At 69.2% G+C, this 16,372-nt stretch carries 15 protein-coding genes; 6 read left to right on the top strand and 9 right to left on the bottom strand.

The features are described from left to right. Window positions 1–5: 5 nt before the first annotated feature. From V1318_RS15880 to V1318_RS15855, 6 genes are all read right to left on the bottom strand, one after another. Window positions 6–452, bottom strand: a complete 447-nt coding sequence (locus V1318_RS15880; RefSeq protein ID WP_332940700.1) for a GNAT family N-acetyltransferase — start codon at window positions 450–452, stop codon at window positions 6–8. Next, window positions 452–1,432, bottom strand: coding sequence for a DUF1963 domain-containing protein (locus V1318_RS15875; RefSeq protein ID WP_332940699.1), 981 nt, complete (start codon window positions 1,430–1,432; stop codon window positions 452–454). The genes V1318_RS15880 and V1318_RS15875 overlap by 1 nt, the downstream gene beginning before the upstream one ends. 112 nt (window positions 1,433–1,544) lie before the next feature. Further along, window positions 1,545–2,183, bottom strand: coding sequence for a 2-dehydro-3-deoxy-6-phosphogalactonate aldolase (locus V1318_RS15870; RefSeq protein WP_332940698.1), 639 nt, complete (start codon window positions 2,181–2,183; stop codon window positions 1,545–1,547). Then, on the bottom strand, window positions 2,180–3,061 hold the full coding sequence (locus tag V1318_RS15865; RefSeq protein ID WP_332940697.1) for a 2-dehydro-3-deoxygalactonokinase: 882 nt from the start codon (window positions 3,059–3,061) through the stop codon (window positions 2,180–2,182). The genes V1318_RS15870 and V1318_RS15865 overlap by 4 nt, the downstream gene beginning before the upstream one ends. A gap of 28 nt (window positions 3,062–3,089) precedes the next feature. Continuing rightward, the gene (locus V1318_RS15860; protein ID WP_332940696.1) at window positions 3,090–3,848 is read right to left on the bottom strand and encodes an SDR family oxidoreductase; all 759 of its coding nucleotides are present in this window, start codon (window positions 3,846–3,848) and stop codon (window positions 3,090–3,092) included. A 1-nt stretch (window position 3,849) separates the two neighbouring features. Next, window positions 3,850–5,574 (bottom strand): SMP-30/gluconolactonase/LRE family protein, encoded by a 1,725-nt coding sequence (locus tag V1318_RS15855; RefSeq protein ID WP_332940695.1) that lies wholly within the window; start codon window positions 5,572–5,574, stop codon window positions 3,850–3,852. Between the two features lie 92 nt (window positions 5,575–5,666). On the opposite strand from V1318_RS15855, the gene V1318_RS15850 reads away from it, so the two are divergent. From V1318_RS15850 to V1318_RS15835, 4 genes are all read left to right on the top strand, one after another. Beyond that, complete coding sequence (locus V1318_RS15850; RefSeq protein ID WP_332940693.1) at window positions 5,667–6,818, top strand: mandelate racemase/muconate lactonizing enzyme family protein; 1,152 nt, start codon at window positions 5,667–5,669, stop codon at window positions 6,816–6,818. A gap of 103 nt (window positions 6,819–6,921) precedes the next feature. Next, on the top strand, window positions 6,922–9,294 hold the full coding sequence (locus V1318_RS15845) for a TonB-dependent receptor (RefSeq protein ID WP_332940692.1): 2,373 nt from the start codon (window positions 6,922–6,924) through the stop codon (window positions 9,292–9,294). Window positions 9,295–9,361: 67 nt separating this feature from the next. Beyond that, window positions 9,362–11,071, top strand: coding sequence for a hypothetical protein (locus V1318_RS15840; protein ID WP_332940691.1), 1,710 nt, complete (start codon window positions 9,362–9,364; stop codon window positions 11,069–11,071). Window positions 11,072–11,294: 223 nt separating this feature from the next. Further along, complete coding sequence (locus V1318_RS15835) at window positions 11,295–12,749, top strand: hypothetical protein (protein WP_332940690.1); 1,455 nt, start codon at window positions 11,295–11,297, stop codon at window positions 12,747–12,749. 99 nt (window positions 12,750–12,848) lie between these two features. Here the strand turns inward: V1318_RS15835 and V1318_RS15830 are convergent, their stop codons facing one another. Beyond that, complete coding sequence (locus V1318_RS15830) at window positions 12,849–13,763, bottom strand: cation diffusion facilitator family transporter (RefSeq protein WP_332940689.1); 915 nt, start codon at window positions 13,761–13,763, stop codon at window positions 12,849–12,851. A 93-nt stretch (window positions 13,764–13,856) separates the two neighbouring features. Then, window positions 13,857–14,192: an MmcQ/YjbR family DNA-binding protein gene (locus V1318_RS15825; protein ID WP_332940688.1), complete on the bottom strand. Its 336-nt coding sequence runs from the start codon at window positions 14,190–14,192 to the stop codon at window positions 13,857–13,859. 64 nt (window positions 14,193–14,256) lie between these two features. Between V1318_RS15825 and V1318_RS15820 the strand changes: the two genes are divergently transcribed. Together V1318_RS15820 and V1318_RS15815 are read left to right on the top strand one after the other, a co-directional pair. Beyond that, the gene (locus V1318_RS15820; RefSeq protein ID WP_332940687.1) at window positions 14,257–14,811 is read left to right on the top strand and encodes a GNAT family N-acetyltransferase; all 555 of its coding nucleotides are present in this window, start codon (window positions 14,257–14,259) and stop codon (window positions 14,809–14,811) included. Window positions 14,812–14,955: 144 nt separating this feature from the next. Continuing rightward, window positions 14,956–16,005: a class I SAM-dependent methyltransferase gene (locus V1318_RS15815; RefSeq protein WP_332940686.1), complete on the top strand. Its 1,050-nt coding sequence runs from the start codon at window positions 14,956–14,958 to the stop codon at window positions 16,003–16,005. 125 nt (window positions 16,006–16,130) lie between these two features. Here V1318_RS15815 and V1318_RS15810 read toward each other — a convergent pair whose 3' ends face one another. Continuing rightward, window positions 16,131–16,286 (bottom strand): hypothetical protein, encoded by a 156-nt coding sequence (locus V1318_RS15810; protein WP_332940685.1) that lies wholly within the window; start codon window positions 16,284–16,286, stop codon window positions 16,131–16,133. Window positions 16,287–16,372 lie beyond the last annotated feature (86 nt).

The following is a 16,372-nucleotide window of genomic DNA, read 5'->3' as shown; positions in this document are numbered from 1 at the left end:
CGGCCCTAGCGCGCGGGCCGTCGCATCTCGACCAGGTCGTAGCCCGGCGCGAATCCGTCGGCCGCCAGGCGGGTGGCGACGAAGCCGTGGCGGGCGAAGAAATCGCGGCTGAACTGGGTGGTCTCGATCAGGATGGTCTGGAACGCGGGCTGCGCGGCGATGCGCTGCAGGCGCTCGCACAGCAGGTGTTCGCCGTAGCCGCGCCGGTGCAGGTCGCGGCGCACCATGCCCCAACACAGCGCGGCCACGCTCGGCGTCTCGTCGAGGGCGGCGTAGCCGCCGCAGGCGACGATGCCCTCGTCCGCCGCCTCGATCACGAAGTAGTCGTCGATCTCGTCCAGGGTCTGGATGAAATCGGCGCGTTCGAGCTCGGCGAAATAATCGGGCGCGTTGCTGGAGAACAGCGCCAGGCAGGCCGCGCGATCGGCCGGCACGTAGGGACGCAGCCGCATCAATAGCAGTCCCAGTGGTAGGCGACGCGGCCGAATTCGCCGCGCTTGAGATCGTCGGGGTCGATGAAGAAGTTGGCGATGCCCGAATCGCCCCACATCATGCTGTCGTCGCTGTCGAGCTGCAGCAACAGCACGCGTCGATCGCCGGGATCGCGCGGGTCGCTCTGGGTGAAGTCCGGATGGCCGCCGAACTTGTGGCCGCTGCGCGACAAGGTTTCGAACAAGGCATCGTTCAGGGCATCGCGATCCTGCTCGGGATGCGCTTGCACATAGGCGTCGATGCGGTCGTCCAGCGACGCGCCCATCGCCGCGGGCCAGCCGCTGTCGTTGCCGCCCAGGCCTTCGCGCCCGGCGACGAAGCGCATCCGTCGTGGCGTGACCGGGTCGAAAGGCAGGCGCTGGCTGTCGGCCGCATCCGCCGGCGGCGCCACCGCCGGCGCGCTCGCGTCGGGCCAATGCACCACGCGGAACCCCAGCGGCCGCATCAGCGCGTCCATGCCGTCGTGCTTGGGGTCGTCGAAGTTGGCGCCGTAATAGTCGCCGCGATCGGAGATGAAGAACTGCAGTAGACCTCGCTGCGGCGCGCCGTCCAGGCGGGCCTCGGCCAGATCGATCTGGGCCAGCAGCACCAGTGGCCGGCCGCCGGGATCGCGTGGGTAATCGCGGCCCGCGGCCCAGTAGGCGCGGCCGCCGAGCTTGCTGGCCTCGAGTTCGTCGCGTGCCATCGGCGTCAGCGTGATCCGCGCCACCGGGCGCTCGCTGGCTTGCAGCCGCGGCCGCAGCGATGCCAGCACCGCCGCGGCCGCCTGTTCGGTGCGCGCCTGCGCAGCGGCGTCGGGCATGCCCGGCTTGGGCGAACGCGCCTCGGCGTCCAGGCGCTCGCCCATGGCCGCGGCGTAGCGGTAGGCGGCGTAGCCCAATACGCCTGCGGTCGCCGCCATTATCGCCGTCGACAGCAGCACCGAATGCAGCGTTTTCATGCCAGCTCGCTCCCTAGCGATCGCGCCGATTATGAGGCCCGCACCGGCTCATCGACGCGTGCGCGCTCCAGCGGCGCCAAGACCTGCTGCGATCCGCGGCCGAGCCAAGCCCTTAGCGGTTCGCCGATTCCAGCGTCAGCCGCTCCCACTCGCGAACGAATCTCAAGGCCGTGTCGTGGACCTGGGCGGCGCTCATCTCCGGTCGGAACAGGGCCGAGCCCACACCGACGCCGTCGGCTCCGGCCGCGCGCCATTGCCCCAGGTTGGAGACCAACACGCCGCCGACGGCGAACACCGGGACGTCGGCCGGCAGCACCGCGCGCAAGGCACGCAAGCCGCCGGGCCCGCCGCTGTCGGCCGGAAACAATTTCAGGCCGTCGGCGCCGGCACGCAGCGCCTGGAACGCCTCGGTCGGAGTGAATACGCCGGGCAGGGAAATCAGGCCCGACGCGCGGCTCTCCGCGATCACCAGGGCATCGGTATTGGGGGACACGATCAGGCGGCCGCCTGCCTGGGCGACCGCGGCGACCTGGCCGCCGTCGAGCACGGTGCCGGCGCCGACCAGGGCGCTTCCGGCGAACTGCGCGCTCAAGACCCGGATGCTGGACAGCGCATCGGGCGAATTGAGCGGAACTTCCATGACCCGCACGCCGGCGTCGAACAGCGCCCAACCGATCTCGAGCGCGCGCTCGGGCACCAGGCCGCGCAGGATCGCGACCACCGGATGCGCGAGCAGGAAGGACAGGTTCACGCCTGCCCGCCCGCGGCCAGAATGCGCGACAGACCGCCTGCCACGCAGGCGTCGGCGTCGAGCGCGATGGGCGCGGCGGCGCCGACCGCGGCCAGCGCCCGCGCGTAGCGCCGCGCCAGCTCCGGCGCGCCCACGATCAAGGTCGGCGCGCCATCGCCGGGGCGGAGGTCGACGCTCTCCCGGCAGGCGGCGATCTCCGCGCCGATCAATACGCCGGACAGATAGTCGCGGATTTCGCCTTCGTCCAGGCGCCGGGTGGCGTAGCCGGAACGCACGGAGAACAGCGCCGACGACAGCGGGTCGCGCAGGCCGACGGCGAGGCCCCGATCGAACGCCGGCCAAGCGGGTTCCGCAGCCGCCTCGGTCTTCGACCAACGCGCAGCGAGCGCGGCGAACAACTCGCCGGTGATGCAGGTGCGAAAATCGGCAATGCGCCCTGCGCTCGCACGCACCCACTTGGAATGCGTGCCCGGGCAGATCACCAGCGCCTCGGCATGGGCCGGATCCAGCGCGATCGCGCCCAGCACCTGGGTTTCCTCGCCGCGCATGACTTCGACGCCGGCCGATGCGCTGTCGCGTTTCACTCCGGGCACGAGGCGGATGCCGGCCTCGACTTCGACCAGCCCCGCGCGCAGCTCATCCGCGCCGGCGGGACAGTCGCGATACGCGAGCTCCCGCCAGCCGTTGCGCGCGCCGGCCATGCCGCAGACCAGCACAGGCAGCCCCTGCGCACGCCAATCGCCGAGCAGCCCTTCGAGGACGGCCGGGTGCTCGCCCGCACCCAGCGAGATCGCGCCGCAGGCGGTCTCGCGGCGCGCGATCACGCGGCCGTCCGCGGCGATCAGCAACGCGCGCAGATGGGTGCCGCCCCAGTCCACGCCGATCAGCGCAGCTCGCGCGGACAAATCAGACCACCCCGCCGTCGACGACGAAAGTCTGACCGGTGCACATCGCGCTTTCGTCGGCGCACAACCACAGCGCCATCTCGGCCACGTCGCCGGGGTTCAGGTGGGTTTTCAGGCACTGGCGTTCGAGATAGCGCACGAACTTGCTCGGGTCCAGGCGCCCTTTCTCCAGCTGGCGCTCGGTCAGCACCCAGCCCGGTGCGATCGCGTTGACGCGGATGCCGGCCGCGCCGAGTTCGCGCGCCAGACTTTTGGTGAGCCCCGCCACCGCCGACTTCAGGGTCGCGTACACCGGCACCCCGACCGCGCCCATCATCCAGGAGATCGAACCGAGATTGACGATCACGCCGCGTCCGGCGGCGCGCATCGGCCCCGACACCGCCTGGGCGAGAAAGAACTGGTGGCGCAGGTTGACCGCGACGCGGTCGTCCCAGTCCGCGACGGAGACCTCGCCCAGGGGCTGGGCCTGATCGTTGCCGGCGTTGTTGATCAGGGCATGCGGCACGCGGCCGTCGAGCAGGCTTTCGACCGCGCGCAGGCTGGCGTCGATGTCGCGCAGATCGCACACCGCATAACGCGGCAGCGCGTGGCCGCGGTCGGCCACGCGCGATGCCGTATCCGCCGCCGCCCGCGCGTCGATATCGAGGAAGAACACTTCCGCGTCCTGGCGCGCGAAGGCCTCGACCATGGCCGCGCCGATACCGCTGCCGCCGCCGCTGATCAGGATCGGCTTGCCCGCGAGCGAAGGATAGATCGCCATCTCAGCCGCCGTACTCGCCGACCGGCGCGCCCGGCACCTCGACCTGCACCGCCAGGATGCTGCCCGACAGGGGCGCGGCCGCCAACTGCGTGGCCGACAGGCGTATGCGCGCGGAGGTGATGTACAGCGTCTTGAGATCTTCGCCGCCGAAGGCGCAACTGCTCGGCCTCGGCACCGGCAGGTCGATCGTGCGTTCCAGGGTGCCGTCCGGAGCGTAGCGCCGGACCGCCCAGCCGTCCCACATCGCGCACCACAAATGGCCCTGCGCGTCGATGGCCAGGCCGTCGGGCATGCCCTCGCTGCTGTCGAACGTGGCGAAGACCGCCTTGTTGGACAGTTCGCCGGCCGCCAGATCGTAATCGTAGGCGTAGATCGTGCGGCGCCCGGAGTCGGCCAGGTAGAAACGCTTGGAGTCCGGGCTCCAGCCCATGCCGTTGCAGATGTGGAAGCCGCTCTCCATCTCGCGCAGGCTGCCGTCCACGTCCAGGCGATAGAGCGAGCCGCGGTCCGGGCTGGCATCCAGCGCCAGGGTGCCGGCCCAGAGCCGGCCCAGCGCATCGCACTTGCCGTCGTTGAAACGCCGCCCCGACATGCCCGGCGGGCTGGCCAGCGGCGCCATTTCGCCGCTGCGCAGATCCAGGCTGCGGAAGCCGCTCTGGGTGGCGGCGACATAGCCGCCGCGCCGGCGCGGCACCACCATGCCCACCAGTTCGCCCAGCGGCGTGGTGCGGGTATCGCCGGTACTCAGATTGGACAGGTGCACCGAAGGCGCGAGGATATCGACCCAGAGCAGCGACTGCGCGCTGCCGATCCAATACGGGGCTTCGCCCAGGAAGGCGCTGTGCGGAATCGCGCAACGCACTTTGGCGTCGGCCGCGTGGCTCGGGCTGACGGCGCTGGAAATGGACATGAAGGTTTCACCCACGTTGCCGGAAATGCGCCGTGCACCTTCGATGACGTCGCGCCCCAGCGCATGCAAACGGTCGGAAGGAAGGCGGAACGACGGCCCGCTGATGCTGATCGCGCCGATGGCTTCGCCGCGGTGGTCGAGGATCGGCGCGGCCACCGCGCTGATGCCCAGGTGCGATTCTTCGACCGATACCGCGTAGCCACGCGCCTTGATCAGGTCCAGTTCGCGTTGCATCTCGACCGGATTGAGGATCGAGTTCGGCGTCAGCGCCTTGAGCGCGCTGGAGGCCAGGTAGCGCTGCAGTTCCTCCGGCGGCCGGTAGGCCAACAAGGCCTTGCCGACCGCGCTGGCGCCTGCGGACAGGCGACTGCCCACGCCATTGGCCATGCGCATGGCCTGGATGTGGTCGCGCTGGTCGATGATCAGCACCTCCGCACCGTCCAGCACGCCCAGGCGGGTGGTTTCCTGGGCCAGCTCGCGCAGGCGCAGCAGTTCCGGCTCGGCCGCGCTGCGCAGGTCGAACTCGCTCCAGACCCGATGCGCCATCTCGAACAGGCGCAGGCCCAGGCGGTAGGTCTGGGAGCCCTCCTCGAAGCGGATCAGGCGGAAATCGATCAGCGTCTGCAGCATCCGGTGCAGGGTGCTCTTGGGCATGCCGGAGTAGCGCATCAGGTCGCCGAAGCGCAGCGGATGCGGCGCCTCCGCGATCAGGCTGAGCAGGCTGAGCCCCTTGGACAACGCTTGCGCGCCCGGAATGGCGAAGCGCTTGTCGTTATCCCCATCGTCTTCTGGCGGTACCTTGCCGGCACTTTGCATGTCTGCGTCCCTACTAATCCCAACATATGGGCTGACGGTTCCAATCCTATATGATAGAACGGCAATTCCGCAAGCCGACCGCGAGATTGCCGATGAAGATCACCCAAGTCTCCCATTGGATGCTGCGCATCCCCCTGACCGAGTCGATCGCCTGGGCCTCCGGCGCGCGCACCGGCGCCACCCGCCTGGTCTGCAAGATCCAGACCGACGCCGGCATCGTCGGCTGGGGCGAGACCATCTGCCTGATCGAACCGGTACGCGCGGTGTTCGAGAGGATCGTGGCGCCGCTGGCCCTGGGCTACGCGCCCAGCCAGGTCGAGCGCTTCGGCCGGCACGTGCTCGGGGCGGGCTACTACCACCACAAACGCGCCGCGGTCATGGCCATCGCGGCCATGGAAATGGCGATGTGGGACGCCCTGGGCAAGGCCGCCGACCAGCCCCTGCACGCGCTCTGGGGCGGCCTGTGGCGCGAGCGCGTGCCGGCCTCGGCCTACCTGTTCCTGGCCGACCCCAAGGCCTGCGCCGACAAGGCGGCCTGGTTTCTCGACCAGGGCTACGGCACCTTCAAGGCCAAGATCGGCTTCGGCGAGGCCGCCGACTACGCCATCCTCGCCGCGGTCCGCGCCCGCATCGGCGACGCCCCGCTGCGCGCCGACGTCAACGGCGCCTGGCACCCGGGCACCGCCCGCCGCCAGCTGCGCCGGTTCGAAGCCCTGGACCTGGCCTACATCGAACAGCCGCTGCCGTTGGAGAACCTCGAAGGCCACGCCCACCTGCGCCGCGCCCAATCCACGCCGGTGGCGCTGGACGAGAGCGCTTACACCCTGGAGGACGTGGCCGCGATCGTGCGCGCCGATGCCGCCGACGTGATCCTGCTCGACCCGCACGAAGCCGGCGGCCTGTGGCAGACCATCAAATCGGCCGCGATCGCCGAGGGCGCCGACCTCCCGGTGACCCTGCACAGCGGCGCCGAGCTCGGCATCTCCCAGGCCGCCTACATCCACCTGGCCGCCTCCATCCCCAACATGAACCTGGCCATCGACACCGAGCGCGCCTACCTCGCCGCGGACGTGGTGCGCAATCCGCCCGCCCTGAAGGACGGCGCCTACGAGGTGCCGATGGCCCCCGGTTTGGGCGTTGAAATCGATGAGGCGGCCCTTGAGACCTACCGGGTCGGCGACATCGCCGGGGCCTACCTGGACCCGGCCCGACCCGGCTGGTTCCCGACCAAGCCGGCCTTTTGACCAAAATACGGAACATAGTTCCTTATCTTGGAAAAGCCTGCTATAAGGTCCGTGAAGCCGGCCGAACCGTGTGGGCGCGGCGATGCACCTCGGGAGGGTGACCATGCAAACCAAGTACCTAGTGCTGGCGGTCCTGACGGCACTGGCCGCGCTGGCGGCCGAACCGGCGCAGGCCCAATCCAAGCCGCCGGCCTCCGCCGATGCGACGGCGCAAACCGATCCGGAGCCGGCCGCCGATGCCGGCGCCGACGCACCGTCGGCGACCACGCTCGACGCGATCACCGTCACCTCGCAACACCGCCGCGAAAACGCGCAAAAGATCCCGCTCGCGGTCTCGGTGGTGAGCTCCGATGCGCTGGAGCGGATAAACGCCACCGACATCAGCAACCTGGCGACCCTGGTGCCCAGCGTGACCTTCTCGGCCGGCAACGAGCTGCGCAACAACTCGATCCGCATCCGCGGCGTCGGCACCGACGTGTTCTCCACCGGCGTCGAGCCCAGCGTTTCGACCGTGGTCGACGGCGTGGTCCTGCAGCGTCCGGGCTCGGCCTTCAGCGACCTGGGCGACATCGAACGGGTGGAAGTGCTGCGTGGCCCGCAAGGCACTTTGTTCGGCAAGAACTCCTCGGCCGGCGTGATCAACGTGATCACCCGCAGCCCGGATTTCGACGGCGTCGGCGGCGGCCTGTCCGCGCTGGTCGCGCAGGACAACGAGTACCGCCTCAACGGCGACGTCTCCGGCCCGCTCTCGCCCAACTTCGCCTACCGTCTGGCCGGTTTCTACCGGACCCAGGACGGCAACGTCGACAACCGGGCCACCGGCCGCAGCGTCAACGACCAGGAAGCCTACGGCGCGCGCGCCAAGCTCGCCTGGCGCTCCGACGACCAACGCTCGACCGTGCTGTTCAGCGCCGACTATTCCAAGCTGGATGCCGATTGCTGCGCCCTGCCCCTGATCGTGGCCAGCAACAATCCGCGCGCGGTCGCCACCGGCACGCCGGTCGGCCGCGGCAACGACCAGGTCAACAACGACGTCTCGCCGTTCGTGCGCCAGAAGAACTACGGCGCCTCGCTGACCGCCGACATCGCCCTGGGCAATCACACGCTGACCAGCATCTCGGCCTATCGCAAGTTCGACAATCGCAGCGACGTCGACCTGGACAACACCCAGGGCCGTTTCATCCGCTCCAATTTCAACATCGAATCCAGCCGCACCACCTCGCAGGAACTGCGCCTGGCCTCGCCCACCGACGGCCGCTTCGACTACGTCGTCGGCCTGTACTACTTCGACGGCTCGGTCTACAACTTCCTCGACCGGCGCGGCCTGAACATCGGCGCGGTCGCCGCGATCGCGCCCGACGGCAGCATCGTGCCGGTAATCCCCGGCGACGAAGGCGTGCTGACCGGCCATTCGGTGGTCGACACCCGCAACGTCTCGGTGTTCGGCCAGGCCAACTGGCGCCTGACCGATCGCTTCACCCTCACCGGCGGCTTGCGCTATCTGGACGAGCACCAGGAACTGCGCTTCGTCCGCCCCGTGTCCGGCTATTTCAACGGCTCGGCCGCGCCGCCCACCAATCCCGCCTTCGGACCCGTCGTGGGCCGCTACAGCGACAGCGCGACCATCGGCAAGCTCAGCGCCAGCTACGATTTCACGCCCAAGATCACCGGCTACGTGAGCTACAGCACCGGCTACAAGAGCGAGGGCCTGGCCGCCACGCTCGGGCTGTCGGCGGCGCAGTTCGCGGTGCTGCCCGCGCCGGCGGAAACCTCGACGCTGATCGAGGCCGGCCTGAAGACGCAACTGTTCGACGACGCCCTGCGCCTGAATCTGACCGGCTTCCGCACCCGCTTCGACGACTACCAGGCCCAGACCTTCAACGCCGCCACCGGCCTGGTGGTGCTGACCAGCGCCGGCACCGTCGCGGTGGACGGCATCGAAGCCGAATTCGCCCTGCGCCCCAACCAGTACCTCAGCCTCAGCGGCGGCGTGACCTACCTGGATGCGCGCTTCCTCAACGTGCCCAACGGCCCCTGCTACACCGGCCAGACCGCGGCGCAGGGCTGCGCGCCCTCGGCGCCGGGCCGGCCGGCGGTGCAGAACCTGGACGGCAAGCCGTTCATGAACGCCCCGCAATGGCGTTACACCCTGAGCGCGCGCCTGGAGGGTCCGCTCAGCGAACGCTTCGACGGCTACCTGCAGGCCGACTACCGCTGGCAGGACCGGGTCGTGTTCGACATCAGCCAGAACCCGAACATGAGCCAGGACGCCTACGGCGTGGCCGATCTGTCGATGGGCCTGATCTGGGGCGGCGGCAAGTACGACCTCGGCCTGTTCGTCAAAAACCTGTTCGACGAGCAATACGCGGCCAACATCATGGCGGTCAGCGGCGCCGGCGGCGCCAACGCCTACGCCCAGCAACTGTCGCGCGATTTCCGTCGCTACGCCGGCCTGACCTTCCGCGTGCGCTTCTGAGATCCGTTCGTCCGCCGCGGGCGGGGATTCCATCCCGCGGCTTCCCATCCCGTTGCTGGCGAGAATCATGGCGCTGATCGACTGCATCGTACTGGCGGCTTACCTGATCGGCACCCTTGCCGTCGGTCTGCACTACGCCGGGCGCAATAAACGCTCGCAGGACATGTTCGCCGCCGGCGGCCAATCGCCGTGGTGGGTGTCGGGCCTGAGCGGGTTCATGACGCTCAAATCGGCCGGCACCTTCGTGGTCTGGGGCGGCCTGGCCTATCGCGAGGGCGTGGTCGCCATCGCCATCAATACCTGCATCGGCTTGTCGGCGATCCTGGTCGGCCTGTTCGTCGCCGGGCGCTGGCGCCGCACCGGCGTCACCACGCCGGCGGAATTCGTCGAGCTTCGCTTCGGCAAGGGCGCGGTGCAGCTGTACACCTGGGCGATGATGGGCGTGCGCATCGTCTCCACCGGCGTGGCGCTGTACGCGGTGTCGGTGATGCTGGTCGCGCTGGTGCCGCTGGAACCCGGCCACGTCCTGCGCGACCCCGTCACCGGCCATTTGTCGCTGAAGTTCGCGATCCTGCTGTTCGGCGCGGTGGTCATCACCTACACCGTCGCCGGCGGCCTGTGGGCCGTGTTGATGACCGACGTGCTGCAATTCATCGTGCTGCAGCTGGCGGTGCTGTTCGTGATCCCCCTGCTGCTGTTGAAGGTCAACAGCGGCGTCGAGCTGGCCGCGCTGCCGGCCGGCTTCTTCTCGCCGACCTCCGACCAGTACACATGGTGGTTCATGGCCGGCTGGGTCGGCGTGCACTTCTTCCTGGTCGGCGCGGAATGGGCGTTCGCGCAGCGCTACATCTGCGTCCCCAGCGACCGCGACGCCAAAAAGAGCGCCTACCTGTTCGGCGCGCTCTATCTGATCAGCCCGGCCTTGTGGCTGACCCCGCCGATCCTGTTCCGCATGCTGCGCGCCGACGCCGATCCCGAGCAGGCCTACATCCTGGCCAGTCAGCTGGTGCTGCCGGCGGGCATGCTCGGACTGATGATGGCGGCGATGTTCTCGGCCACCGCCAGCGCGATCAGCGGCCAGATCAACGTATTCGCCGGCGTGCTCACCGAGCAGTTCTACCGGCGCCTGTTCCGGCCGGCCGCGAGCGACGCCCGCCTGGTCGCCGCCGGGCGCTGGTTCACCCTGCTGATCGGCGTGGCCCTGGTCGTCGTCGCGTCGCTGGTGCCCTACCTCGGCGGCGCCGAAAAGATCGTGCTGACCCTCACCGGCATGCTGTTCGGGCCGTTGATGGCGCCGACCATCTGGGGCCTGCTGAGCGGACGCATCGGCATGGCGGCGGTCACCGCGACCGCGGGACTGAGTTTCCTGGCCGGCCTGTGGGTGAAGTTCGGCCTCGACGGCGCCTTGGGCTCGCCGGCCCTGGCGGCGTGGGTGCAAGCGAATCCGCGCATCGCCGACGTGCTGGTCGGCGCGGTGCTGCCGGTCGCCATCCTGACCGTCGCCCATCTGCTGCGGCGCAAGCCGCAACCGGCCTGGAGCGCAGTGCAGGCGCGCGTGGACGCCTATGCGCCGACGCCGCCGGGCGAGCACGGCGTGGACCACGCGCCGGCCAAGGTGGTGGCGCTGTCGCTCGGCGCCTCGGGCCTGCTGACCCTGGCGCTGCTGGCGTTCAACCGCGACGGCCGCGCCGCGCTGCTGGTGTTCGGCCTGGCGCTGCTGGCGATCGCCTGGGCGGCCTGGCGCGTGTCGCGCCGGCGCACCGGCGCGGCGCGCTGACGCCGGCCGCGCCACGCGTCGCGGCCGCAATCGCGCCTCCCCGTCCCGACATTGGAGCCACTCTGATTCCACCACCCATTTGATTTAGGACCCCAGGAGTCCCGGACACCCCACGCGGGCATCGCGCCCGCTCCACGTCCCCGCTCTCGGCGGATCCGCCGCGGCGCCACGGTGTCGCGGCTAGGCGCATCGGACCCGATTCCCGGGTCCGGGAGGAGGAGCGATGAAACAAGCGAAAAAGTGGCAATCGTTGCTGTACGCCGGCTGCGCGGTCGCGCTGGCCGCGTTCGCGCCATTGGCGACCGCACAGCAATACAACGTGCGTTTGGACGTGCCCAAACAGGTGATCTGGGGCCTGGGCGTGGAAATCCAGAGCGATTCCATCGGCTCGGGCAACAACGGTCTGCCGACCGCGACGACCTCGGTGCCGCACGACCTGACGGCGAGCGAACGCAGCCGCCTGGCCACCGACCTGATCGGACGCGGCTACGGTTTCCGCTATATCCGCCTCGCGGGCGGCTTGTACCTGCGCGGCCTGCGCAACGACGGCAAGAACCTCGACGGCCGCTGGCCGGAACAACTGCCGGAACTGGCGACGCTGATCCAGCAATCCGGCGTGGAAGGCGTGAACCTCGAGTACTGGTCGCCACCGCCGGCGTGGAAATCGACGGACAGCTATATCGGCGGCTCGCTCAAGCAATTCGACGCCACCTTCCTCGGCCAGTTCGGCGACGCGGTGGTGGGAGACATCGACCACCTGCAGGCCAACGGCATACCGGTGGTCCAGTTCGGCCTGCAGAACGAGGCACCCCACTCGGCGACCCTGCCGTACTCGCACTGCTACTACACCGACAGCCAATACGTCGCCGCCTACAACGCGGTGGCCGCAAAGGTTCGCGCCGCCCACCCCGACATCCATCTGCACGCCAACAGCTGGGACGGACAGAAACGCGAGGCCCTGCGCAACGGCTTGGACATGAACCTGGTCGATGCCTGGACCTGGCATAGGATCGGCTACAACTCGAACGACCAGATCGACAATGCGGCGATGTTCAACGCCAACCGCATGGGCAAGGCGGTCTACAACAACGAGTTCGAATACCTCAGCGGCGGCACCTCCGAGGCGCGGATGATGAACACCGCGCAGTCGATCATGAACTGGTTCACCTTCGTCGACTCGCCGACCTGGTATTGGCTGCACGCGCTCAAGCCGACCTACAACTCCGAGGCCGAGGGCTATGCGCTGGGCTACTGGCGGCCGGCCGACGACACCGACTTCAGCAAGTTCGCCCACATCCAGCCGGGCCACTTCGATTACGAACTGCGCAACTGGCGGGCGATCGTCGGCTTCCTGGAATGGATGCCGTGGAACTCGCAGCGTTACCAGGTGGACGAACCCTTGTTTACCGATTCCAATGGCGTATCCCGGCCTTACAAGGACAAGCGCATCCTCGCCTTCCGCCAGGGCGGGCCCGGCGGCAAGCTGGTGGTGGTGCTGACCAACCGCGACGCGGCCACGCCCACCTACACCTTCAACATCAACTTCGGCAGCACCGGCAGCTTCAAGGGTTACCGCTACCGCGTGAACCAGTGGAAGCAGGCGCTGACCACCGTGAGCGGCCCGGTCGCGGCGATCAACGTGCCCACCAATTCGATCGAATTCTGGGTACAGCAATGACCGCCGCCGGCATCGGGGCCGCCGCTCCCTGACCCTGCGCGCGCGCAAAAAGCGAAAAGCCCGGCCATGGCCGGACTTTTCTCGGTGCGGTACCGCGCCTCAGAGGCCGGCCTTGCTGTCCGGCTCGAAGAAGCTCCAGCGCACTTCCGGGAAGGCCTGCTTCATCGCCCGCTCGACCGTGTTGATCTGCTCGGTCAGGGCCGCGACGCTGTGCTCCTCGCGCATGCGCGCCTGCACCGAGACCATGACCTCGTTGCCCAGCTGCAGGGTGATCAGGCTGATGACCTGGGCGATCTCCGCACGGCCGTCGAGGAAGTCGCGGATCTGCTGCTGGCGCGCCGGGTCGACGCTCTGGCCGATCAGCATGGCCTTGACCTCGATGGCGACGAACACCGCGACCACGATCAGTAGGGCGCCGATGGCGATGGTGCCGATGGCGTCCCAGATCGGGTTGCCGGTGATCACCGCGGTCAGCACCGCGGCCAGCGCGAACACCAGGCCGAACAGCGCGGCCAGATCCTCGCCGAAGATCACCACCAGTTCGGCCTGGCGGCTCTCGCGGAACCACTGCCACAGGCTGCGGCTGCCGCGCGCCTTGTTGACCTCGACCAGGCAGGCGCGCATCGACACCGCCTCGGCGGCGATGCCGAAGGTGAGCACGCCGGCCGCCCACCACCACTGCTTCAGCGGCTCGGGGTGCTGCAGCTTATGGATGCCCTCGTACAGGGAGAACATGCCGCCGACGGTGAACAGCATCACCGCGACCAGGAAGGACCAGAAATAGATCGCCTTGCCGTAGCCCAGCGGGTAGTCCGGCGACGGCGGCCGCTTGGCCTGGCGCATGCCCAGCAACAGCAGCAGCTGGTTGCCGCAGTCGGCCAGCGAGTGCACGGTTTCGGCCAGCATGGCGCTGGAGCCGGTGAAGAACGCGGCCACGCCCTTGGACACCGCGATCGCGAAATTGGCGCCTAGCGCGAACAGAATCGCGCGGGTCGAATCACCACCACCTGCCATGGTCGTCCTGCTCGTGAGGTTCGGAAGCGGCGGAGTCTAGCATCCGCGCCCGCGCGCCCCGGGGCGCCGCACGCCGCCCCTGCGGCGGGCCGGTCAGTCGGCCAATTCGCGCTGGCGCTTCTTGCTCAGGCGGGCCCGGATCAGCTCGTAGCTGCGGCGCAGCAAAGCCTGCAGCTCGGCCGCCGGCAGGCGTTGCGGCTGGGGCACGTTGACCCAGTGGGCGCGGGCCAGGAACGGCGCCGGACGGAAGCCGGGGCGCTCGGTCAGCTCCAGGAAACGCTCGTCCTCGACCCGGAAACTGATGCCGCCCGGCTCCGGCCCCTGCAGCCGGCAGGCACAGAACATACGGTCGCCGACGCTGAAGACCGTCACCTCCTTCCACTTCAGGTCTTCGACCACCCCCGGCCAGCCGCCGACCCAGGCACGCAAGATTTTTCGTCCATGTGATCCCGACATGAAGCCGTAAGCCCCTCCAGTGTGCCAATATCCGGGCATGGCCGCGCGCGAAAGACTCCCGCCTTGGCACGAGCGTCAGCGTCTCCCCAACGGACGCGAGTTGCTCATTCGTCCGATCCGACCGGAGGACGCAGAACCGCTGCGCGCCGGCTTCGGCCTGCTGCAGCCCGACGAAGTCCGCCAGCGCTTTCTTTACGCGCTGAAGGAACTCACCCCGGAGATGGCCGAGCGCTTCACCCGGATCAATCCCAAGACCGAATTCGCCCTGGTCGCCGCCGAGCCGCTGCCGCCCGGCGAGGCCCTGGTCGGCGCGGTGGCGCGGGTGGCCATCGACGACAACGGCAAGGACGCGGAGTTCGCGATCCTGGTCAGCCACTTCATCGCCAACATGGGCCTGGGCCGCTACCTGATGACGCGGCTGGTCAAATGGGCGCGCGGCAAGAAGGTCGAGCGCATCTACGGCGACGTGTTCGAGCACAACCACGCCATGATCTCGCTGGCGCAGTCGCTGGGCTTCGAGCGCGAATTCCAGCAGGACGCGCCCGGCCTGATCCGGGTCTCGCTGGACCTGCGCAAGCCCAGCCCGGCCTGAGTCCGGGCCCGGCGCCCTCCCCGTTCCCGCCCCCCGCCGACCGGCGGCTGTCCGTCCGCGCGCGCCCGGCGCGTTGGCTCCAATGCATGGGGCTGGCGGCAGGCCTTGCCGCGCATCCACGGAGGGACCGGTCGGAACGCGGATATGAGCATCGATGAAGCACGCCTCAACGAATTCCTGGGCCGCGCGGTCGGCGACCTGGGCGCCGCCATCAGCGCCACCCTGATCCTGGTCGGCGACCAGCTCGGCTACTACCGGGCGCTGGCGAAGGAAGCCCTGAGTCCGGCCGAACTGGCCGAGCGCACCGGCACCCACGAGCGCTACGCGCGCGAGTGGCTGGGCAACCAGGCGGCCGGCGGCTACGTCCAGTACGACGCCGACGACGGACGCTACCGGCTCAGCGAGGAACAAGCGCTGTGCCTGGCCGATCCCGGCGGGCCGGTCGACCTGCCCGGCGCCTATTCCATCGTCGAGGCCGCGTTCCATGCGCTGGAACGGACCAAGCAGAACTTCCGCAGCGGCGCCGGCATGGAATGGGGCGAGCACCACCCCTGCCTGTTCCACGGCACCGAGCGCTTCTTCCGCGCCGGCTACAACGCGCACCTGCTGGGCGAATGGCTGCCGGCGCTGGACGGCGTACTGGACAAGCTGCGCCAGGGCGGCAAGGTCGCCGACGTCGGCTGCGGCCACGGCGCCAGCACCACCCTGATGGCCAAGGCGTTTCCGAACACCAGCTTCATCGGCTACGACTACCACCCGGCCTCGATCGAGACCGCGCGCCGCCGCGCGCAAGAGGCCGGCATCGACAACGCCTATTTCGAGGTCGCCGACGCCACCGGCTACAGCGGCCGCAATTTCGACCTGATCGCTTTCTTCGATTGCCTGCACGACATGGGCGATCCGGTAGGCGCCGCGCGCCACGCGCGCGAGGCGCTCAAGCCCGACGGCCACTGCCTGCTGGTCGAACCCTTCGCCGGCGATCGCGTCGAGGACAACCTCAATCCGGTCGGCCGGGTCTACTACGGCGCGTCCTCGCAGATCTGCGTGCCCGTTTCCCTGGCCCGCCACGGCCCGGCCCTGGGCGCGCAGGCCGGGCAAGCGCGCCTGCAGCAGGTCATGAGCGAAGGCGGCTTCACCCGCTTCCGGCGCGCCACCCAGACCCCGTTCAACCTGGTGCTGGAAGCGCGGCCCTGAGCGAACCCGGCGGAATCGCCACGCAAGGCAATCACCGATTCCGCGCGGGCCATGCCCGTGCGGGATGGCGACGACCGCGTCGTCGAGGCCATTCGCCACCCCGCGACGATGCGGTTCGCCTAGGCTCACCACATCCTACGGCCGGCGTAGCGATTGCGATTGCGATTGCGATTGCGATTGCGGTTGCCGTTGCCGTGGCCGTGGCCGTGGCCGTGGCCGTTGCCGTGGCCGTGGCCGTGGCCGTGGCCGTGGCCGTGGCATTGGAATCCATAGCCCCGCACTCATGCGAGCAACCGTAGACCCGAAGGGCGGCGCGCAGGACGCGCGCCGTTTTTCGAATGGACAGGGACGTCCATTCGAAAAATCC

Source organism: Lysobacter sp. CCNWLW3 (genome assembly GCF_036697405.1).
Classification (GTDB): Bacteria; Pseudomonadota; Gammaproteobacteria; order Xanthomonadales; family Xanthomonadaceae; genus Lysobacter.
This window is presented reverse-complemented; position numbering and strand designations above follow the sequence as displayed.